This window comes from Luteococcus sp. Sow4_B9 (assembly GCF_052116585.1).
Taxonomy (GTDB): Bacteria; Actinomycetota; Actinomycetes; order Propionibacteriales; family Propionibacteriaceae; genus Luteococcus.
On sequence record NZ_JBQKKT010000002.1, the window covers coordinates 215,740 to 235,560 of the forward strand.

Sequence of the window (19,821 nt, forward strand, 5' to 3'; positions counted from 1 at the left end):
GGATTCTGCGTCGGCGCGCCCACCGGTGCGCCCAGTCTTCCAGGAGAAACATCGTGACCAACAGCCCCGTCACGGCGACGGGTGTGCCGCGCACCAGCATCAAGGAGCTGACGCTCCGCGGTGTTGTCATCGGCGGCATCATCACCCTCGTCTTCACCGCTGCCAATGTCTACCTCGGCCTCAAGGTGGGGCTGACCTTCGCCACGTCCATCCCCGCAGCCGTCATCTCGATGGCCATCCTGCGGATGTTCCACGACCACACGATCGTGGAGAACAACATCGTCCAGACCATCGCGTCGGCCGCCGGAACGCTGAGCGCCATCATCTTCGTGCTGCCCGGCCTGGTGATGCTCGGCTACTGGCAGGGCTTCCCGTACTGGACCACCGCCGCCGTCTGCTTCTTCGGCGGCGTGCTCGGCGTCATGTACTCTATTCCGCTGCGCCGGGCGCTGGTGACGGGTTCCGACCTGCCCTATCCGGAGGGCGTCGCCGCTGCGGAGGTGCTGCGCGTCGGTGACTCCGCCGAAGGTGGCGAGGAGAATGCCCGCGGCCTCAAGATCATCACCGTTGCAGGCCTGAGTGCGGCGGCCTTCACCATCATCGCCAAGATGAAGCTGGTGGCGGAAGGCGTGCAGCAGGCCTTCAAGGTGGGAGCCGGCGGCACCATGGTGGGCACCAGCCTTTCGCTGGCCCTGATCGGCGTCGGCCACCTGGTGGGCATCACCGTGGGCCTCGCCATGATCGTGGGTCTCTTGATCAGCTATGGCGTGATCCTGCCGATGATGACCCGCGGCCAGATCGACCCCGAGTTGCCGCTGGCCAAGAGCGTCGGTGCGGTCTTCTCCAGCGATGTGCGCCTGATCGGCGCCGGGACCATGGCGGTGGCCGCCGTCTGGACCCTGCTGAAGATCATCGGCCCCATCATCAAGGGCATCACCGAGTCCCTGGCCGCACACCAGAAGGCGCAGGGCGAGCTGCCCATCGAGGAACGTGACCTGTCCATGAAGGTGGTGATCGGCACCACCCTGGCGTCGATGCTGCCGATCGGCGCCCTGCTGTGGCTGTTCACCCGCGGCACCCCGCTGGAGAGCAATTCGCTCGGCCTGGTGATCACCTCGGTGCTCTTCGTGCTGCTCGTCGGCCTGTTCGTCGCCTCGGTCTGCGGCTACATGGCCGGCCTGATCGGCGCCTCCAATTCGCCCATCTCGGGCGTCGGCATCATCGTCGCCATCGCGGCGGCCCTGCTGATCAAGGGCGTGCACGGCGCCGGGACCGGGGAGATGACCGAGGCGCTGGTGGCCTACACCCTGTTCACCACGGCCGTCGTCTTCGGCGTCGCCACCATCAGCAATGACAATCTGCAGGACCTCAAGACCGGTCAGCTCGTGGGTGCCACCCCGTGGAAGCAGCAGGTGGCCCTGATCATCGGCGTCGCCTTCGGTTCGGCGATCATCCCGCCGGTGCTGGGCGTCATGAACACGTCCTTCGGTTTCGCCGGAGCCCCGGGCGCCGGTGAGGGAGCCCTCGCCGCCCCGCAGGCCTCGCTGATCTCCACCCTGGCCAAGGGCGTCCTCGGTGGCGGTCTGGACTGGAACCTGCTGGGCATCGGCGCGCTGATCGGCTGTGTGGTCATCGCGATCAACGAGATCCTGGGCAAGACCACCAAGGGCCGCATGGCGCTGCCGCCGCTGGCCGTGGGCATGGGCATGTACCTGCCGATCAGCCTCACTCTGATGATCCCGATCGGGGCCGCTCTGGGTCTGGCCTACGACAAGTGGGCCGACCACACCCCCAGCCCCGAACGCAGCAAGCGGATGGGCACCCTGTTGGCCACCGGTCTGATCGTTGGAGAGAGCCTCTTCGGTGTCATCTACGCCGGTATCGTCGCGGCCACCGGCCAGGAGGAGCCGATGGCCGTCATCAAGGCCGAGAGCTGGGTGAACCCGGCTCAGCTGTTGGGCATCGCGGTCTTCGCAGCGCTCGTCGCAGCCTTGTACGCGTGGACGAAGAAGCAGGCCGTCGACCGCCTCTGACGCCTCGACGCCGTGGTGACACACGTAGCGAAGGGCGCTCCCACCTTGTGGTGGGAGCGCCCTTCGTGTGTCTGGTGAGCCTGCGGTGCGAGGAGCAGGACTCAGTGGTTGCCGCCGTCGCCGGCGATCTCCGACTTGTCGCCCGACCACAGGGTGTGGAAGGAGCCCTCGGCGTCGATCCGCTTGTAGGTGTGGGCACCGAAGTAGTCGCGCAGACCCTGCGTGAGCGACGCGTTCAGGCGCGGAGCACGCACCTGGTCGTAGTAGGCCAGCGATGAGCTGAAGCCCGGCACCGGGACACCGGCGGTGATGGCGGTGGTGACCACGCGACGCCAGGCGTCCTGCCCCTTGGCGAGCTCCGCCTTGATGCTGGGGGCCTCCAGGAGGGTGACCAGGTTGCCGGCGGCGTACTCATTGCTGATGCGGTCGAGCAGCTTGGCGCGGATGATGCAGCCGTCGCGCCAGATCTTGGCGACCGCGGCCACGTCGATCTCCCAGCCGTACTCCTGGCCGGCGATGCGGATCTCGTCCAGGCCCTGGGCGTAGGCGATCACCTTGGAGGCCCACAGGGCCTGACGGATGTCATCGGTGAAGGCCTTCACGTCGTCCACCGCGAGCGAGCCGTCCGGGCCCTCCAGAGCGGCCTGTGCGTGCTCGCGCAGCTCGGGGCTGGAGCTGATGGCGCGGGCGAAGACGGCCTCGCTGATGGCATTGACCGGCACGCCCAGCTTCAGGGCGGACTGCACGGTCCAGGTGCCGGTGCCCTTCATGCCGGCGGCGTCGACGATCACGTCCACCAGGCCCTTGCCCGTCTTTGCGTCCACCTGGCGCAGCACCTCGGAGGTGATCTCGATCAGGTAGGAGTCCAGGTCACCGGTATTCCACTCGGCGAAGACGTCGGCCATCTGTTCATTGCTCAGTCCAGCGGCCTTGAGCAGGGTGTAGGCCTCGCCGATGAACTGCATGTCGGCGTACTCGATGCCGTTGTGGACCATCTTGACGAAGTGGCCGGCGCCGTCGGTGCCGATGTAGGTGCAGCACGGCTCGCCCTCGTACTGGGCGGAGATCTTCTCCAGGATGGGGCCCATCGACTCGTAGGCCTCGCGGGTTCCGCCGGGCATCATCGAGGGGCCCTCCAGGGCACCAACCTCGCCACCGGAGATGCCGCAGCCGACGAAGTGCAGCCCGGCGTCGCGGACCTTCTGCTCGCGGCGGATGGTGTCCTCGTAGAAGGCATTGCCGCCGTCGACGATGATGTCGCCCTGCTCCAGCAGGGGAATGAGCTGGTCGATCACCGCGTCGGTGCCACGGCCGGCCTGCACCATGATCACGATGCGACGGGGGCGTTCCAGCGAGGCGACGAAGTCCTCGATCTTCTCGGAGGCAATGAAATTGCCCTCGGTGCCGTGCTCGGCGATGACCTCCTCGGTCTTGGCGAAGGTCCGGTTGTAGATGGCCGTGGTGTAGCCCTTGTGGGCCATGTTGCGGGCCAGTGAGGAGCCCATCACGGCCATGCCGATCACGCCGACATCGGCGAGCTGCTTCGCTTCGGTGGTGGGCGAGGTGGTCTCGGTCATGGAAACTCCTTGGGTCGGGGCAGTTCTGGCCGACAGCAACTCTGCCTGCCGGCCTGTGACGGGTCCAGTCCAGCAAAGGCGGGACGGCGGCGGGAGTCCTTGCCACATGTTGCAGGGCCAGATTGATCGATCTGAGTGATGAAATAGCCCTGACCAGTGCTGTTGCCCACTGTTGCCATCTGATGACGGCGCATACTACAGTCAGTAGCATGGCACAGGGCAAGGATGACCAGTCACAGAGCCGGCCGGCCACGATCTACCAGGTGGCCGAGGCTGCTGGAGTCAGCCCGTCCACGGTTTCCCGGGCCTTCTCGCGCCCCGGGCGGGTGAGTGACCAGACGGCCGCCAAGATCCATCGCATCGCCGCGGAGCTCGGTTACCGCACCGAGGCGGTCTTCCGGGCCGAGCGCCCGGTACGCACGAAGATGATCGGACTGTTGATCGGCGACGTCACCAATCCCTTCTACTTCAACATCATCCGGGGTGCCGAGGTCACCGCGGCCAAGGCGGGCTTCTCCATCGTGCTCGCCGATTCCCAGGAGTCGACCGAGCGTGAGGGCACTCTCCTGGAACGGTCCCTGCCGGTGCTCGACGGGCTGGTGATCGTCGCCTCTCGCCAGTCGGACACGGCCCTGCGCGGGGTCTCCAAGAAGGTCCCGACGGTGGTGCTCAACCGCCACGTCACCGGACTGCCCTGTGTGACCAGCGACAATGCCCGCGGCATGCGACGAGCCCTCGAGCATCTGGGGGAGCTAGGGCACCGCCGCATCGCCTATGTGGCCGGGCCGGAAGCCTCCTGGGTGGACGGCATGCGTTGGCGTGCCTTCCGCGATGCCTGCTCCGAGCTGGGCCTGGATGACTTTCGCTATGGCCCCGTCCATCCGACGGTCAGGGGCGGTCTGACCGCCTCCCGGGACATCGGCAACCACCGCGAGACCGCGGTGGTCTGCTACAACGACCTCGTGGCCATCGGTGTGCTGCGCGGGCTCGCCCAGCGTGGGATCAGCGTTCCCGGTGACCTCTCGGTGGTTGGCTTCGACAACACCTTCGCGTCTGACCTCGTCACGCCGGCCATCACCACGGTGGCCTCCCCGCTCCGCCAGCTGGGGGAGGAGGGCGTGCGCACCGTGCTGGCCCTGATGAAGTCCCACCAGACCGCCGTACCGGGGCTCGCCACGATGCCGATGGAGCTGGTGGTACGGGAGTCGACGGGGCCGCTCAGCAGCGGGCAGTGAATCAGCGCTGGGAATTGAGCTTGAACAGGATCTCGCCCGCATTGGGCACGACCATCGTTCCGGGTGTCTTGGCCTCGGCCTCCAGATCGATGCTGGCGGGGTCCAGGTAGCCCAGGTTCACCTGGGCGCACGTCTCCGGCGTGATCTGCGTGGCCAGCGTCACCTTGATCCGGTTGTGTTCGGTACCGGTCTGCTCATCGTAGGTCCCGGCTCCCCGCACGTGAGTGGAGTGCGCCAGGACACCCTTGGGCACATCCTGGAAGCGGTCCCACTGCTTGGTGAAGTACTCGATGCAGTGGTAGCCAATCTCGTAGATCTCGTGGTGCACCTCCGAGACCTCCGTGACGTGCGGGGCATAGATGATCACCTCACCCCCGTCGGCCATCGCCGGCTGCGCCTTGTAGCAGCCCTTCGCGGCGGTCCAGATGTCGTCATAGCGCTCGGGCATGCAGGCGATCACCTTCTGCAGCGGCTCGTCCAGCCAGACGATGTGGCTCTCGGCGGCAACCTCCGCCATGGCTGCCCAGGCGTCCTCGCTCGTGCCGAAGGCAGCAGCCTCCAGCTCGCCCGAGCCGGACTGCACCACCAGGCACAGCGCCAACTTCTCGTTGTCGATCAGGTCCGTGCCGGCATTGATGATGGCGCGCATCGGCGTGATGCCGGTGGTGCCGATCACCTTCTCGACGCCCAACAGGGCCCCCACCCAGTGCGAGAGGTCGATCGCGTCGTGCGTGGCACAGCCGGGGATGAAGTACTTGTTGCCGCCGGAGATGCCCACCACCTCGTGCGGGAAGACGGGTCCGATGACGATGTTCACGTCGGCCTCGACGACGTAGCGGTTGATCTCCACGTCGACGGAGACGTCCTGCGCACCCTGACTGAGCTCACGGATGGTCTCCGCGCTGAGGGTGCCGACCTTGACGATCTTGTCCGGGTCCTGCCACTCGTGGTTGACCACCCGCATGCCCGGGTAGGCCTCCTCCAGCGTGGCCGGCTGCCCCTCGCCCCCGACGCCGAACCAGCGGTCGATCTCGTCAGGCTCCATGTAGGAGTGCGTGCCCAGGGCGATGACCGCGGTGAGCTCGGCCACCCGCGGTGCGAGCTGGGCATGCACGGCCTTCAGCACCATGGGCAGCGGCATGGAACGGGTGCCGTCCGGGACCACCAGCACCACCTTCTTGCCGTCGACGTCGGCGCGGGCGAGGTTGCGCTCGACGAAGGCGATGAAGTCGGCCTCGCCGACCTGCTGGTGGGCACCGCCGATGCTCTCGACGGGGAAGGACTCGCTGGAGGTGCTTTCGGGGCTCATGGAGCCAGTCAATCCTGCAGCCCGTCCGCGGGCAAGCGGTTGCGTGGGATTGCCGTGGTGGCACGCCCCTTCGCGGTCGACGTGATCGGCCAACACGTGGCAACCGGTGGAAACTGTCAGTGGCTCCGGAGAGCATGGGCCACATGGCACAGGCAATGACGCTCCACCCAGACCGACTCTTCCCCGCAGACCCCACCACGCGTGATGCGGCCCGTCGCATCTACGACGAGGTCAAGGACCTGCCGATCCTCTCGCCCCACGGCCACGTGCCCCCGGCCTGGATCGCGGACGACATCCCTTTCGGTGACGCCACCGAGCTGCTCATCACGCCCGACCACTACGTCAACCGCATCATGCACGCCAATGGCGTGGAGCTGTCGACGCTGGGCGTCCCCGTGGGCACCGAGCTCACCGACGAGCAGAAGCGAACCGCCTGGCGCACCTTCTGTGAGCACTGGAGCGACTACAACGGAACGGCCATGCGCTACTGGATGCAGGACCAGCTGGTCGGCATCTTCGGGATCGACAAGCGACCCAGCGCCGAGACCGCCGACGAGATCTACGACGCGATCAATGCCAAGCTGGCCACCCCGGAGATGAAGCCCCGGGCCCTGATGGACTCCTTCGACATCGCCTTCATCGCCACCACCGACGACCCGTGCGATGACCTGCACCACCACCAGAAGATCGCCGCCGACGAGTCCTTCACCCGTCGCGTGGTGCCCACCTTCCGGCCGGACAAGTACCTGGAGCCCGGACGACGCGACTGGAATGACCTGGTCACCGCCCTGGGCGAGGCCGCGGGGATGGAGATCTCCTCGCTGGCCGACTACACCTCGGCCATGGAGAGCCGCCGCGCCTTCTTCAAGGAGAACGGTGCCGTCTCCACCGACCACTCGCATGCCGACCTCGCAACCGTCGCGCCGGATCCCGTCGAGGCCGCCAAGCTCTTCGAGCTGGCCCGCAAGAACGAGGCCACCCCGGAGCAGTGCGACCAGCTGCGACGCCACCTCCTCACAGACCAGGTGCGGATGGCCACCGAGGACGGCCTGACACTCACCCTGCACCCCGCCGTGGCCCGTGGCCATGACCACGCTGCCACCGAGGAGTACGGCGCCGACGTCGGCAATGACATCCCGGTGAAGCTCGAGGTCACCCGTGCTCTCGAACCGGTGCTGAACGCGTTCGGCAACCACCCGAATCTCAACCTGGTCCTGTTCACGCTGGACGAGGACAACTTCAGCCGGGAGATCGCGCCGCTGGCCGGTTGGTACCGCAGCCTGTACATCGGTGTCCCGTGGTGGTTCATCGACGCGCCCGAGTCGATCATGCGCTTCAAGCAGTCGGTCACCGAGATGGCCGGATTCACCCGCGTCTCCGGGATGATCGACGACACCCGCGCCTTCTGCTCCATCCCCGCCCGTCACGACATGTCCCGTCGTCTGGACGCCGCCCACCTGGCCAGCCTGGTGGTGCAGCACCGTCTGGACGAGGACGAGGCCATCGAGACGGCCATCAACCTCGTCAGCAACAACCCGAAGAAGGTGTTCAAGCTGTGACCACTCTCAATCGCACCGAGCACGGGCGACCCAAGGCCCCCGTTCGCATGATCCACCTGGGTATCGGAAACTTCACCCGGGCCCACCAGGCCTGGTACACCGAGCACGCCACCGACGCCGACCAGTGGGGCATCGCGGCCTTCACCGGTCGTTCTCCGGCCATCGCCGAGACGCTCGCCCCGTCGGAGGGCCTCTACCAGCTCTGCGTCGCCGCGCCCGATGGCGACCAGGTGGAGGTGATCAGCTGCCTCTCGGAGGTGCACGCCGCCGACGACCTGGAGGCATGGCGGGGCTACTTCGCCGATCCGGCGCTGGCCATCGTCACCTCGACGATCACCGAGGCGGGCTACCTGCGCAACAAGGATGGCGACCTGGACCTGCAGAACCAGACCCTGCAGGCGGACCTGGCGGCGCTCAAGGCCGACTCCACGGCGGCGGTCTCCACGGCTCCGGCCAAGTTCGTGGCGGGCCTGCTGGCCCGTCGCGAAGCCGGCGGCAGGGAGATCACCTTCTGCCCCTGCGACAACATCCCCGAGAACGGGCCGATGGTGAAGCACGTCATCACCCAGGCCGCCGAACAGGTGGATCCATCCCTGGTGGAGTGGATCGAACAGAATGTCGGCGTGGTCACCACCATGGTGGACCGGATCACGCCGCGCACCACCGACGAGGACCGTGAGCGCGTCGAGCAGGAGACGGGGATCGCCGATCCCGCACTGGTGGTCACGGAGCCCTTCGCCGAATGGGTGCTGTCCGGAGAGTTCAAGGCCGGTCGTCCCGCGTGGGAGACCAAGGGTGCGCGCTTCGTCGATGACGTCGTTCCGCACGAGGCCCGCAAGCTCACCCTGCTCAATGGATCACACTCCCTGATGGCCTACGCCGGTTCGATCCGGGGCCACGAGACCGTCTACGACGCGATCAGTGACGAGGTGGTGCTGGGCTGGGTCAACGAGTTCTGGGACGACGCTGTCAAGCACCTGGAACTGCCCGCCGAGGAGCTGGCCGAGTATCGTGAGGCGCTGCTGGGCCGCTACCGCAACCCGCGCATCAAGCACCTGTTGGCCCAGATCGCCGGCGACGGATCCCAGAAGGTCCTCATCCGCCACGTCCCAACCATCAAGGCAGAACTCGCCCAGGGCGGCATCGCCGAAGGGGCCACCCGGGCCGTCGCAGCCTGGGTACTGCACCTGCGCGGCGTCGGAGCGCCCGTCAACGATGCCCGTGCCGACGAGGTCACCGCCCTGGTCGCCGGCGACGAGCAGGAGTCGGTGGGCAAGGTGCTCGGCTACCTGGGCATCGAGGACGAGCGCGTCGCGCAGACGGTGCTGCGGCAGATGGTCGAGCTGCAGGCCTGACCGCGGTCACGACCAACCAACACGTCGAACCAACCAGACCAACCAACAGGAGACAGATCCATGAAGCTTCGTGAAGACGCCCAGTGGTCGATGGTGGTGCCCACCTCGATCGGTGTCCGGATCACGCCGGAGAACCGCCAGAGTGTGCACGTCTCTGACCGCTACATCATGCAGGCCACCTCGGCGGAAGCGAATGTCGCTTCGATTGCCTCGCACCTGGGGGAGCCCACCAAGGTGCTGACCGCCTTCGTCGAGGGCTCGCCGATCAGCGCCTTCATCAAGTCGCAGCTGCGTGCCCGGGGCATGGCCTTCGAGGGTCCTGAGGTGCCGCAGGGCGACGCCTGGGGCTACCGCCACCAGTTCAACATCGCCGACTCCGGCTTTGGTGGCCGCGCGCCGCGAGTGTGGAATGACCGGGCCGGAGAGGTCGGCCGCGAGCTCAGCGTCGAGGACTTCGACCTGGATCGGCTCTTCGGCCAAGAGGGCGTCAAGATCCTCCACATGTCCGGGTTGGTGGCCGCGTTGTCGCCCAAGACCAGTGCCTTCTGCGTCGAGCTGGCCAAGAAGGCCAAGGAGCACGGCACCCTGGTCAGCATGGACATGAACTACCGCGCGTCCTTCTGGAAGGGCCGCGAGGATGAGCTCTCCAAGGCCTTCCACGAGATCGCCGAGCAGTGCGACATCCTCTACGGCAACGAGGAGGACTTCCAGCTCTGCTTGGGCATCCAGGGGCCGGAGGCTGGCGGCGAGGGCATCGATGCGAAGATCGACGGCTTCAAGGAGATGATCGGCCGGATCAAGGAGGCCTACCCGCAGGCATCCATCATCGGTACGTCCTTGCGTGAGGTGGTCAGCGCCAATCATCACAAGTGGGGCATGGTGCTGTGGAGCTGCGCAGAGAAGCCCGAGGGTGAGTTCGCGGTGCAGGAGCTGCGTGACATCGACGTCCTTGACCGCATCGGTGGCGGAGACGGCTCCGTGGGTGGCGTCCTCTACGGCGTCCTCAAGGGCTGGGGCGTGGAGAAGTGCTCCCAGTTCGGCTGGGCCACCGGCGCGCTCGCGGCGACGTCGGTCACCGACAATGCTGCGCCGGCCGACGAGGCGCAGGTGTGGTCCATCTTCGAGGGTAATGCGCGCGTGCAGCGCTGATCCGGCAGTGGCAATCCCCGGCATCCCCACGTGGATGCCGGGGATTTGCTGTCTCGTGACGAGCGTTTCCGGTGGGAATCAGGGGCTGCTACGGAAGTCACAGTCGATTGGCATTTCAGTGATGAAATAGAATCATACTTTTGGGTGAGTCATAAGGGGTGGGAAACGCGCTGGGAAGGAGATATTCGTTCGCTGAGGGTGGATTGAATGGCGCATTATGGTGAATTAAGCCTATGTTTCTAGATGTCCAAGGACTCCCGAACGAAGGGGTCACACGACTCCCAACCACAAGGAGAGACATCATGCGCAAGACCCTCGCAGCAACTGCCCTCGGCGCGGCCCTGACCCTCGGTGCCCCCGCACTGGCCAATGCCGAGACGGCCACCCCGGCGCCCTAAGAGCCGACTGCCACCGCGACGGCCACCGAGCACACCACCACCACGGTGGAGGAGAAGGACCGCACGGGTCTGTGGGGCCTCCTGGGTCTGACGGGTCTGCTGGGCCTGGCCGGTCTTCGCAAGAAGCCCGAGCATCACACCACGGTCCGCCCGGCCCACGTCGAGCACCGCACCGAGCCCGTCCGTACGGAGCACGTGCGTGACCACCGCACCGAGGACCTGCGTTCCGGCAATGTGAATAATGGCCCGGTGAACAATGGCCCGGTGAACAATGGCCCGGTGAACAATGGTCCGGCGACCGACCTCAACCGCGACGGACGCCGCGACATCTGAGGCCGCGAGCCCTGAGGCTGAGTAGTCGCCAGCCTGAAACGGCCCGTTTGGCCAATCCGCGATCTGCGGGGAGGCTCAGGGAGTCGGCAGGCCGCCGTTCACGTTCAACGTCTCGCCCACCACGTAGCTGGACTCGGCAGAGGCGAGGAAGACATAGGCCGGCGCCAGTTCCACCGGATGGCCCGCACGCCCCAGCGCGGTCTGCTCGCCGAACCCCGGCAGGTCCTCGGTCTGCTGACCGCCCTGCACCTGCAGCGGGGTCCAGATCGGCCCCGGGGCCACGGCATTGACCCGGATCCCCTTGGGTGCCAGGTACTGCGCCAGACCCTTGGTGAAGTTGTTGATCGCAGCCTTGGTGGAGGCGTAGTCGATCTTGTCCTCACTGGGCTGGTAGGCCTGCACCGAGGTGGAGTTGATGATCGTCGATCCCTCCGGCAGGTGCTTCAGGGCCTCCTGGCTCATCCAGAACATGGCCAGGATGTTGGTGTCGAAGGTCTCTCGGAGCTGCTCGTCGGTCATCTCCTCGAACTTCGCCGTCGACTTCTGGTGCCCGGCATTGTTCACGAGGATGTCCAGTCCACCCAGCGCCTCGGCTGCGTCGTTGACGAGCTTGCGGGCCGCCTCCGACGTGCTGACGTCTGCCGGCAGGCGAACGGCCGTGCGGCCCTCTGCCTCGATCAGGTCGGCGATCTTCTGGGCGTCCTCCTCCTCGGCGGGCAGGTAGCCCAGGGCGACGTCGGCGCCCTCGCGGGCGAAGGCGATCGCCACGGCGGCGCCGATGCCTGAGTCACCACCGGTGACCAGAGCCTTGCGGCCCGAAAGGCGTCCGGTGCCGCGATAGGTGGTTTCGCCTCGATCGGGCTTCGGCAGCAGGTCGGCGTCCAGACCGGGCTCCGGCTGCCGCTGCTCCGGGATGTCGAGATCCTCGTAGCGGGTGACGGGGTTGGCAAAGGTGAGCTGGTCGCGGGTCATGTGGTCCTGGTTTTCGTTCTTCTCGGTCATGGGGCATCTCCTTTCCACACGGCTTTCCATCGAGGCTAGGAGCCCACCGGCCGGAAGCAGGACACCCCTGCGGAGGAATGATGATCGCCCCGCGCGAACAGCAGCCCCGCCACGGGCAGTCCGGTTCAGTCGCCCCCACCGCCGCCGTCCCCGCCAGGTCGTTGTACCAGACCACCTGCAGATCCTGGTCGAGATCCTCGGCTGCCTGGCGGAAGGCCCGCACCCACTGGTGCGTCACGCCCAGGGCGACGGCCCACGGCAGGTAGCGGCTGAACCAGCCCGCTCCCTCCTCGAAACGCAGCTGGTTCCCGTCTGCCGTCTCCAGGAAGGTGGAGAATCCTGCGGTCTGGTAGCGCAGGGCCGTCCCCAGGCCAGTGCGCTGCCGGTTGCCCGCAGTGGTGATGCACTTGCTCAAGGGAACCTTCCCGCCGGACATGTTGGGGAACCAGGTCTCGTGCTGGGGCCAAGCGGCCAGGCTCTCCCTGAGATCCGGCACCACCTTGGTCAGTTTGGGCTTCAACTCGTCCAACAGGACCGGCCGGCCGACGTCGATGATCGTCTGCAGCAGCGTGGCTCGCACCGGGTTGAGCTTCTCGTCGACCCGCTTGAGGGCGGTCAGGCGCCAGGTCCTGCCCGCACGGCGAAAGCGCGAGCGAGGGCGCTCCTCGGGGGCCAAGTGCAGGTAGCCGTCCACTGCGAGGGCCATCATGGCCGCCGCGATGTCGCTCGACTGGACCTTGCCGTGCCTCAGGATTCCCACCTGCTCGGGAAGGGCGCCCGCCGCGTGATCAGGAGAAGGTCAGCGCTGGAAGGTCCGCCGCCCCGCCCAGAAGGTGGCCACGACGGGATCGGGAAGGTCGCGCCCGTGGTACGGGTTGTTGCGGCTGCGCGATCGGGACTGCTCACGATCCACCGATGCCCGGGCCGACGGGTCCACGAGGACCAGGTTCGCGGGCGCACCCGTGGTCAGGGCGACGCCCTGGCGGCCTTCGAGGTTGCCGATCCGGGCCGGGGCCGTGGACATGCGCTCCACCAGGGTGGGCCAGTCCATCCGCCCGGTGTTGACCATGGTCTCCATCACCACGGACAGCGCCTGCTCCAGACCAAGCATTCCGGGACGGGCGTCGACGAAGGCGTGGTCCTTGTCCTGCGCGGCGTGCGGGGCGTGGTCGGTGCCGACGACGTCGATGGTGCCGTCGGCCAGGGCCTCACGCACGGCCTCGATGTGCTCGTCGGTGCGCAGCGGGGGATTGACCTTGAAGGTGGTGTCATAACCCTCCACCTCACGCGTACCGAGCAGCAGGTGGTGGGGGGTGACCTCGGCGGTCACGTTGATGCCGCGCTTCTTGGCCCAGCGCACCACGTCGACGCCCTCGGCCGTGGAGATGTGACAGACGTGCAGCCGCGATCCGGTCAATTCGGCCAACTGCACGTCGCGGGCGATGATGACGCTCTCAGCCTGGGCAGGCCAGCCGCCCAGTCCCAGCCGGCCGGAGATCTCACTCTCGTGGCAGCAGGCGCCCGGGCCGGCCAGGGAACCGTCCTGCGAGTGCTGGGCGATGACACCGCCAAAGGGACGCACCCACTCCAGGGCGCGGCGCATCAGCAGCGGATCCTGCACGCACATCCCGTCGTCGCTGAAGACACGCACCTGCGCCGATGACTTGGCCATCAGGCCCATCTCGGACAGTTCCTTGCCCGCCAGATTCTTGGTGACCGCCCCGATGGGCTGAACGAAGCAGGAGCCATCGCGCTCACCGAGCAGCTTGATCCACTCGGCCTTCTCGGCATCGTCGGTGACGGGCTGGGTGTTGGCCATCGCGAAGACCGCGGTGAAACCGCCCCGCGCAGCGGCTTCGGTGCCAGTGCGCACGGTCTCCGCGTCCTCACGGCCCGGCTCGCGCAGGTGGGTGTGCAGGTCGACGAGTCCAGGCAGAGCCAGCAGGCCGTCGGCGTCGATCCGCTCGGCCCCCTGGGGCGCCTCGTCCACGAGCGTCCCGTCCTGGATGTACAGGTCGGTAGTGCTGCCGTCTGCCAGCCGGACTCCGGCGATCACGTAGTTTCGGGCATCCTCGATCATGCTGCGTCGCCTTCCTTGGCGTTGGTGGGGGAGTTCTGGTCCTGGGCGCCGCCCAGCAGGTGGTACAGCACGCTCATCCTGACGGCCACACCGGCCGAGACCTGGTTGAGCACGAGCGATCCGGCGCTGTCGGCCGCCTCGCTGGAGATCTCCAGGCCACGGTTCATCGGGCCCGGATGCATGATGCCGACGCCCGGCTTCAGTGCCCGCAAGCGGGTGGCGGTCAGGCCCCAGCCGTCGATGTACTCGCGCTCGCTGGGGAAGAAGCCGGAGCTCATCCGCTCACGCTGCACCCGCAGCATCATCGCGATGTCGGCCCGGGCCAGGGCGTCGTCGAAACTGGGGACGATCTCCACGGGCCAGGTGCTGGCACCGGTGGGCATGAGCGTCGGGGGAGCGCACAGCAGAACCTTTGCGCCCAGGGTGGTCAACAGCGAGACATTGCTGCGTACGACGCGGGAGTGCAGCAGGTCTCCGGTGATGGCCACCGTGCGGCCCTCGAAATCATTGACCTCGCCACCGTCGATCGTGCGGAAGTGCTGGCGGATCGAATAGCTGTCCAGCAGCGCCTGGGTGGGGTGCTCGTGCGCGCCGTCGCCGGCATTGACGATGCTGGCCCGCACCCAGCCAGCGGCCTGCTGCACCGTGCCCGAGCCGGCATGGCGGATGACGAAGCAGTCGACGCCCATGGAGTCCAGGGTGAGCAGCGTGTCCTTCATGCTCTCGCCCTTGCTCACGCTGGAGCCCTTGGCGGACACGTTGATGGTGTCGGCACTCATCCACTTGCCGGCGATCTCGAAGGAGGTGCGGGTGCGGGTCGAGTCCTCGAAGAAGAGGTTGATGATGGTGCGGCCGCGCAGGGCCGGGATCTTCTTGACCTCGCGCCCCTGGATGTCGTGCATCTGTTCGGCGAGGTCGAGGATGGACAGGGCCTGGCTGCGGTCCAGGTCACTGGCGGCCAGCAGGTGCTTCATCGGTGGTCCTTCGCGGTGGGAGTGATGCGCTCGATGGTGACGACGTCCGTGCCATCGCGCTCCTGGAGATGGACGGTGACTCGCTCGTCCTTGGCCGAGCCGATGGCCAGGCCGGTGATGTCGGCCTGGACCGGGAGCTCCCGGTGACCGCGGTCCACCAATACGGCCAGCACCACCCGGGCGGGGCGCCCGATGTCCTTGAGTGCGTCCAGGGCGGCCAGGACCGTTCGGCCCGAATAGAGCACGTCGTCGACGAGGACCACGGTGCGCCCCTCGATCTCGACCGGGATGGAGGTGCGGCCCACCTCCCGGGTTGGATTGCGCCGCAGGTCATCGCGGTACATCGTGACGTCCAGGTCTCCGACGGGTACCTCGACGTCCTCGATCCGCTCGATGGCGCAGGCCAGCCGCCGCGAGAGGGGGACCCCGCGGGTGGGGATGCCGAGGACTACCAGTCGATCGGCGCCGCGGTTCAGCTCCACCACCTGGTGCGCCATGCGGGTCAGCGCGCGGGCGATCTCATCGCCGTCGAGCAGTGTGCGGGCCGGGCCGTGCGAGGGCTGCGGTGCGTCTGTCACGGGGAACTCCTGTGTCTTCGGGGGACCATTGCCCCCGCCGCTCGTGGGCCGTGGTCCTCGACGTCGAAATCTACCAACGAACCGACCCGTGCCGTACCGAGGGCCGGTATCTCCCCGCGCGGGATCGGGCTCCGCTAGGATCAGCCGCATGAGCCCGATCTCCTCCCTGAACCTGCTGGAGTCCACCTTCCCGGGATGGCCCGAGTTCACGCCGCCGACGAGCATGTTCATGTTCATGCTGATGTTCGGTGCGCCGTTGCTGATCGCCCTCGTCGTGGGCGGCTTGATCGTCGCCACCAGCCGCAAGTCCGACGCCATCGCGAACCAGCGGATCGCTGGTCTGATCGACGAGGAGGAGCAGAAGGTGGCCGCCGTGGCTCCGGTCCGCGCCCAACGTGCTCTGGACGCCGACGCTGTCTGATCTCCATCCACCTGACCGCCTGGACCCCGGACGCCGACGTCCGGGGTCCTTTCACGTCCGGGGTCCTTTCACGTCGGGGCCCGTGAAGCGCTCGCACTTTGAGACAGGTTTGGGATTGCGAGAAGCGCGTGCTTGAATTCAGCACATGCAGAGCGCTCTGGAGATTCGACTCGTGACCCGCCGTCACGTCGATCTGCTGCGCCTCAATGGCTGCATGTGTCGGATGGCCTGAGCCGCGTCCGACCCCGCCCTGGTGACCAGGGCATCCCGTCCGGGCGCGCGACGCCCGGGCCACCCCAGAACACCGAAACTCCCACGAGCCTGTGCGCCCTGCGAATCCGCAGGCCCGAGAGGCACACGGTGTCCTGAATCCTGACTGGTGATCCCTCCTGCGGTGTCGCGTACCCACAACCCGAGGTGACCACCGTGAACCAGAGTCCAGCAAGCACACCCACCCCCGCCGCGAGCCGCGTCCGCCCACCCCGTGAGGGCCAGTCGAAGGGCCAGTGGGCCGTCGACGGCAAGAAGCCGCTGAACCACAATGAGGAGTTCAAGTCAGAAGAGGATCCGCTGGCCGTGCGTCAACGCATCGTCGACGTCTACTCCCAGCAGGGCATCGGATCCGTGCCCGACGACGACCTGCACGGCCGCTTCCGCTGGCTGGGCATCTACACCCAGCGCAAGCCCGGTATCGACGCCCGCCAGACCAGCAAGCTCGACGCCGGCCAGCTCTCCGACGACTACTTCATGATGCGCGTGCGCATCGACGGCCAGCAGCTGAACCTGGAGCAGGTGCGCGTGCTGGGCCAGATCGGCGTGGACTTCGCCCGGGACACCGCCGATGTCTCCGACCGCCAGAACATCCAGTACCACTGGATCGCGATCGAGGACGTACCGGAGATCTGGCGCCGGCTGGAGTCCGTCGGACTGTCCACCACCGAGGCCTGCGGTGACACGCCGCGCGGCTTCCTGGCCAGCCCCGTCGCCGGAATCGCCGCGGACGAGGTGATCGATCCCACCCCGACGGTGAAGGCCATCACCGAACGGTGGATCGGCGATCCCGACTTCAGCAACCTGCCCCGCAAGTTCAAGACCGCCATCACCGGGCACCCCAGCCTGGACGTGGTGCACGAGATCAACGACATCTCGCTGGTCGGTGTCGTGCACCCCGAGCTGGGGGCCGGTTACGACCTGTGGGTGGGCGGCGGTCTGAGCACCACGCCCCGCCTGGCAGAACGACTGGGTGTCTTCGTCCGCCCCGAGGACGCGGTGGAGGTCTGGGCCGGGGTCTGCGGCATCTTCCGCGACTACGGCTACCGCAAGCTGCGCACCAAGGCCCGCCTGAAGTTTCTGCTGGCCGAATGGGGGCCCGAGAAGTTCCGCCAGGTGCTGCAGGACGAGTACCTGGGCCGCGAGCTGCCCGATGGTCCCGCTCCCGCCAGGGCCGCCGGCAATGCCGACCACATCGGCGTCCACGACCAGAAGGACGGCCGCAAGTATGTCGGCTTCGCCCCCACCGTGGGCCGTCTTTCCGGCACCATCCTGAACGGCATTGCTGACCTGGCCGAGGCCGCTGGCTCCGGACGGATCAGCTTCACCCCGCACCAGAAGCTGCTGGTGCTCGACGTCGACCCCGCCAAGGTCGACGAGCTCGTCGCCGGCATGGAGGAGCTCGGCCTCACCGCCACCCCCTCGCCCTTCCGTCGCGCCACCATGGCCTGCACCGGCATCGAGTACTGCAAGCTGGCCTTCGTCGAGACCAAGGGGCTGGCCAAGCAGACCATCGGCGAGTTGGAACAGCGCCTCTCGGACGTGAACCTGCCCACCCCGATCAGCCTGAACATCAACGGCTGCCCGAATTCGTGCGCCCGGATCCAGATCGCCGACATCGGTCTCAAGGGCCAGCTGGCTGGCGACGAGTTCGCCTTCCAGGTGCACCTGGGTGGTGGGCTGGCCAGCGACCAGCGTGAGGAGGCTGGCCTGGGCCGCACCGTGCGTGGGCTCAAGGTGACCGCGGCCGACCTGCCCGACTACGTCGAACGAGTCACCCGCAGCTACCTGGACACGCACGAGGGCGACGAGACCTTCGCCGAATGGGCCCACCGGGCCGAGGAGGACGCCCTGAGATGAGCAACAACACTGAGATGGGCAAGACCACTGGCATGAGCATCAACCTGGAGACCCCCGATGCGGGGAGCATCACCCGAGAGCTGCGCCCCGCAGCGCAACGGCGCAGCCCCGAGGCCCTGCTGGCCACGGTGGTGGAGGGTCAGCGACGCTTCGTCGACGCTCCCGCCGAAGAGGTGCTGGCCTGGGCCGCCGAGGAATTTGGCGACTCGCTGGCCGTCGCCTGCTCGATGGCCGCGGACACCATCCTGTCCGCCCTGGTCAGCCAGACCATCCCCGGAGTCGACGTGCTCTTCCTGGAGACGGGCTACCACTTCCAGGAGACGCTGGCCACGCGCGACGAGCTGGCCCGCCGCTGGCCGGTGACCATCCGTGAGGTGCTGCCGCAGATCACCGTCGAGGAACAGGACCTGAAGTTCGGGGCAGCCCTGCACGACCGCGACCCGGGCCACTGCTGCGGCATCCGCAAGGTGGAGCCGCTGGGCCGGGCGCTGGCCGGTTATGAGGCGTGGGTGACCGGCATCCGTCGCGAGGACAACGCCCTGCGCGCCAACGCGAAGCTCGTCGAGTGGGACACGACCCACCAGATGGTGAAGCTCAACCCGATCGCGGCCTGGAGCTTCGACGAGGTGCTCGACTTCGCCACCGCCCATGGCGTCCCGGTCAATCCGTTGCTGGCCGACGGCTACCCGTCGATCGGCTGCCAGCCCTGCACGCGACGCGTCGCCCCCGGAGAAGACCCCCGAGCCGGCCGCTGGGCCGGACTCGCCAAGACAGAATGCGGGATCCACCTGTGAGCACGAAGAACCATCTTGACGCCCTCGAGTCCGAGGCGATCCACATCTTCCGCGAGACCGCGGCCGAACTGGAACGGCCCGTGCTGCTGTTCAGCGGCGGCAAGGACTCCGTGGTGATGCTGCACCTGGCGGCCAAGGCCTTCTGGCCCGGCCCCGTGCCCTTTCCCGTGATGCACGTGGACACGGGCCACAACTTCCCGGAGGTGATCGACTACCGCGATCGCACCGTCGAACGGATGGGTCTGCGGCTGGTGGTGAAGCGGGTGCAGGACTACATCGACGACGGCCGGCTCACCGAGCGTCCCGACGGCACCCGCAACCCGCTGCAGACCATGCCGCTGCTGGACGGGATCAGCGAGAACCGTTTCAACGCCGTCTACGGCGGCGGCCGTCGCGACGAGGAGAAGGCCCGGGCCAAGGAGCGCATCGTCAGCCTGCGCGACGAGTTCGGCCAGTGGGACCCCCGCAACCAGCGGCCCGAACTGTGGAACCTCTACAACGCCCGCCACCGGGCCGGCGAGCACGTGCGCATCTTCCCACTCAGCAACTGGACCGAGCTGGACGTGTGGCGCTACATCGAACGCGAGGGCATCGAACTCCCGGAGCTCTACTACGCGCATGACCGCGAGGTCTTCCATCGCGACGGGATGTGGTTGGCCGTCGGGCCCGTCTCCCAGCCGCGCGACGGCGAACAGGTGGTGACCAAGCAGGTGCGCTACCGCACTGTCGGAGACATGTCCTGCACCGGGGCGGTCGAGTCCGACGCCACCGACGTCCACGACGTCGTGGTGGAGGTGGCCGCCACCACCCTCACCGAACGCGGCGCCACGCGCGCCGACGACCGCATCTCCGAAGCAGCCATGGAAGACCGCAAGAAGGAAGGGTACTTCTAGT

Annotated in this window: 16 protein-coding genes and 1 pseudogene; 11 read left to right on the forward strand and 6 right to left on the reverse strand. The window is 67.3% G+C overall.

The annotated features are described in order from the left end of the window. The first annotated feature begins 53 nt into the window (after positions 1 to 53). Positions 54 to 2,033 (forward strand): OPT family oligopeptide transporter, encoded by a 1,980-nt coding sequence (locus tag ACTQ49_RS02370; protein WP_441826237.1) that lies wholly within the window; start codon positions 54 to 56, stop codon positions 2,031 to 2,033. A 101-nt stretch (positions 2,034 to 2,134) separates the two neighbouring features. On the opposite strand, the gene gndA is transcribed toward ACTQ49_RS02370, so the two are convergent. Then, a complete protein-coding gene (gene gndA / locus ACTQ49_RS02375; RefSeq protein WP_441826238.1) occupies positions 2,135 to 3,610 on the reverse strand; it encodes an NADP-dependent phosphogluconate dehydrogenase in 1,476 nt (491 codons plus the stop codon). A 209-nt stretch (positions 3,611 to 3,819) separates the two neighbouring features. Between gndA and ACTQ49_RS02380 the strand changes: the two genes are divergently transcribed. Next, positions 3,820 to 4,845, forward strand: coding sequence for a LacI family DNA-binding transcriptional regulator (locus tag ACTQ49_RS02380; protein WP_441826239.1), 1,026 nt, complete (start codon positions 3,820 to 3,822; stop codon positions 4,843 to 4,845). Position 4,846: 1 nt separating this feature from the next. Here ACTQ49_RS02380 and ACTQ49_RS02385 read toward each other — a convergent pair whose 3' ends face one another. Continuing rightward, the gene (locus ACTQ49_RS02385) at positions 4,847 to 6,154 is read right to left on the reverse strand and encodes a lactate racemase domain-containing protein (protein ID WP_441826240.1); all 1,308 of its coding nucleotides are present in this window, start codon (positions 6,152 to 6,154) and stop codon (positions 4,847 to 4,849) included. A 143-nt stretch (positions 6,155 to 6,297) separates the two neighbouring features. Between ACTQ49_RS02385 and uxaC the strand changes: the two genes are divergently transcribed. The 4 genes and pseudogenes from uxaC to ACTQ49_RS02405 form a co-directional block, all read left to right on the forward strand. Further along, a complete protein-coding gene (uxaC, locus tag ACTQ49_RS02390; protein ID WP_441826241.1) occupies positions 6,298 to 7,713 on the forward strand; it encodes a glucuronate isomerase in 1,416 nt (471 codons plus the stop codon). After that, on the forward strand, positions 7,710 to 9,068 hold the full coding sequence (locus ACTQ49_RS02395; protein WP_441826242.1) for a mannitol dehydrogenase family protein: 1,359 nt from the start codon (positions 7,710 to 7,712) through the stop codon (positions 9,066 to 9,068). Before uxaC ends, ACTQ49_RS02395 begins: the two co-directional genes overlap by 4 nt. A gap of 60 nt (positions 9,069 to 9,128) precedes the next feature. Continuing rightward, the gene (locus ACTQ49_RS02400; RefSeq protein ID WP_441826243.1) at positions 9,129 to 10,217 is read left to right on the forward strand and encodes a PfkB family carbohydrate kinase; all 1,089 of its coding nucleotides are present in this window, start codon (positions 9,129 to 9,131) and stop codon (positions 10,215 to 10,217) included. Positions 10,218 to 10,639: 422 nt separating this feature from the next. After that, positions 10,640 to 10,948: pseudogene (locus ACTQ49_RS02405) on the forward strand (WGxxGxxG family protein); the annotation flags it as partial. Positions 10,949 to 11,023: 75 nt separating this feature from the next. Here ACTQ49_RS02405 and ACTQ49_RS02410 read toward each other — a convergent pair. From ACTQ49_RS02410 to pyrR, 4 genes are all read right to left on the reverse strand, one after another. Then, entirely contained in the window at positions 11,024 to 11,950 is a 927-nt protein-coding gene (locus ACTQ49_RS02410) for an SDR family oxidoreductase (RefSeq protein WP_441826244.1), read from the reverse strand. 799 nt (positions 11,951 to 12,749) lie between these two features. Further along, the gene (locus ACTQ49_RS02415) at positions 12,750 to 14,030 is read right to left on the reverse strand and encodes a dihydroorotase (protein WP_441826245.1); all 1,281 of its coding nucleotides are present in this window, start codon (positions 14,028 to 14,030) and stop codon (positions 12,750 to 12,752) included. Next, positions 14,027 to 15,004 (reverse strand): aspartate carbamoyltransferase catalytic subunit, encoded by a 978-nt coding sequence (locus tag ACTQ49_RS02420; RefSeq protein WP_441826246.1) that lies wholly within the window; start codon positions 15,002 to 15,004, stop codon positions 14,027 to 14,029. Before ACTQ49_RS02420 ends, ACTQ49_RS02415 begins: the two co-directional genes overlap by 4 nt. Then, positions 15,001 to 15,582, reverse strand: coding sequence for a bifunctional pyr operon transcriptional regulator/uracil phosphoribosyltransferase PyrR (gene pyrR / locus ACTQ49_RS02425; RefSeq protein ID WP_441826247.1), 582 nt, complete (start codon positions 15,580 to 15,582; stop codon positions 15,001 to 15,003). Before pyrR ends, ACTQ49_RS02420 begins: the two co-directional genes overlap by 4 nt. A gap of 148 nt (positions 15,583 to 15,730) precedes the next feature. Between pyrR and ACTQ49_RS02430 the strand changes: the two genes are divergently transcribed. The 5 genes from ACTQ49_RS02430 (at position 15,731) to cysD (ending at position 19,820) form a co-directional block, all read left to right on the forward strand. After that, on the forward strand, positions 15,731 to 16,003 hold the full coding sequence (locus tag ACTQ49_RS02430; RefSeq protein WP_441826248.1) for a hypothetical protein: 273 nt from the start codon (positions 15,731 to 15,733) through the stop codon (positions 16,001 to 16,003). 145 nt (positions 16,004 to 16,148) lie between these two features. After that, positions 16,149 to 16,235, forward strand: coding sequence for a putative leader peptide (locus ACTQ49_RS02435; RefSeq protein WP_441826284.1), 87 nt, complete (start codon positions 16,149 to 16,151; stop codon positions 16,233 to 16,235). Positions 16,236 to 16,429: 194 nt separating this feature from the next. Continuing rightward, entirely contained in the window at positions 16,430 to 18,133 is a 1,704-nt protein-coding gene (locus tag ACTQ49_RS02440; RefSeq protein WP_441826249.1) for a nitrite/sulfite reductase, read from the forward strand. Further along, positions 18,130 to 18,927, forward strand: a complete 798-nt coding sequence (locus ACTQ49_RS02445) for a phosphoadenylyl-sulfate reductase (RefSeq protein WP_441826250.1) — start codon at positions 18,130 to 18,132, stop codon at positions 18,925 to 18,927. The genes ACTQ49_RS02440 and ACTQ49_RS02445 overlap by 4 nt, the downstream gene beginning before the upstream one ends. Next, positions 18,909 to 19,820: a sulfate adenylyltransferase subunit CysD gene (gene cysD / locus ACTQ49_RS02450; protein WP_441826251.1), complete on the forward strand. Its 912-nt coding sequence runs from the start codon at positions 18,909 to 18,911 to the stop codon at positions 19,818 to 19,820. Before ACTQ49_RS02445 ends, cysD begins: the two co-directional genes overlap by 19 nt. Position 19,821 lies beyond the last annotated feature (1 nt).

Bases quoted from the DNA above. Each gene is read 5' to 3' on its own strand.
- cysD (WP_441826251.1), top strand. From the start codon at position 18,909: ATGCGGGATCCACCTGTGAGCACGAAGAACCATCTTGACGCCCTCGAG.
- gndA (WP_441826238.1), bottom strand. From the start codon at position 3,610: ATGACCGAGACCACCTCGCCCACCACCGAAGCGAAGCAGCTCGCCGAT.
- ACTQ49_RS02380 (WP_441826239.1), top strand. From the start codon at position 3,820: ATGGCACAGGGCAAGGATGACCAGTCACAGAGCCGGCCGGCCACGATC.
- ACTQ49_RS02400 (WP_441826243.1), top strand. From the start codon at position 9,129: ATGAAGCTTCGTGAAGACGCCCAGTGGTCGATGGTGGTGCCCACCTCG.
- ACTQ49_RS02385 (WP_441826240.1), bottom strand. From the start codon at position 6,154: ATGAGCCCCGAAAGCACCTCCAGCGAGTCCTTCCCCGTCGAGAGCATC.
- ACTQ49_RS02410 (WP_441826244.1), bottom strand. From the start codon at position 11,950: ATGACCGAGAAGAACGAAAACCAGGACCACATGACCCGCGACCAGCTC.
- ACTQ49_RS02430 (WP_441826248.1), top strand. From the start codon at position 15,731: ATGAGCCCGATCTCCTCCCTGAACCTGCTGGAGTCCACCTTCCCGGGA.
- ACTQ49_RS02445 (WP_441826250.1), top strand. From the start codon at position 18,130: ATGAGCAACAACACTGAGATGGGCAAGACCACTGGCATGAGCATCAAC.
- ACTQ49_RS02435 (WP_441826284.1), top strand. From the start codon at position 16,149: ATGCAGAGCGCTCTGGAGATTCGACTCGTGACCCGCCGTCACGTCGAT.
- ACTQ49_RS02415 (WP_441826245.1), bottom strand. From the start codon at position 14,030: ATGATCGAGGATGCCCGAAACTACGTGATCGCCGGAGTCCGGCTGGCA.
- ACTQ49_RS02420 (WP_441826246.1), bottom strand. From the start codon at position 15,004: ATGAAGCACCTGCTGGCCGCCAGTGACCTGGACCGCAGCCAGGCCCTG.
- uxaC (WP_441826241.1), top strand. From the start codon at position 6,298: ATGGCACAGGCAATGACGCTCCACCCAGACCGACTCTTCCCCGCAGAC.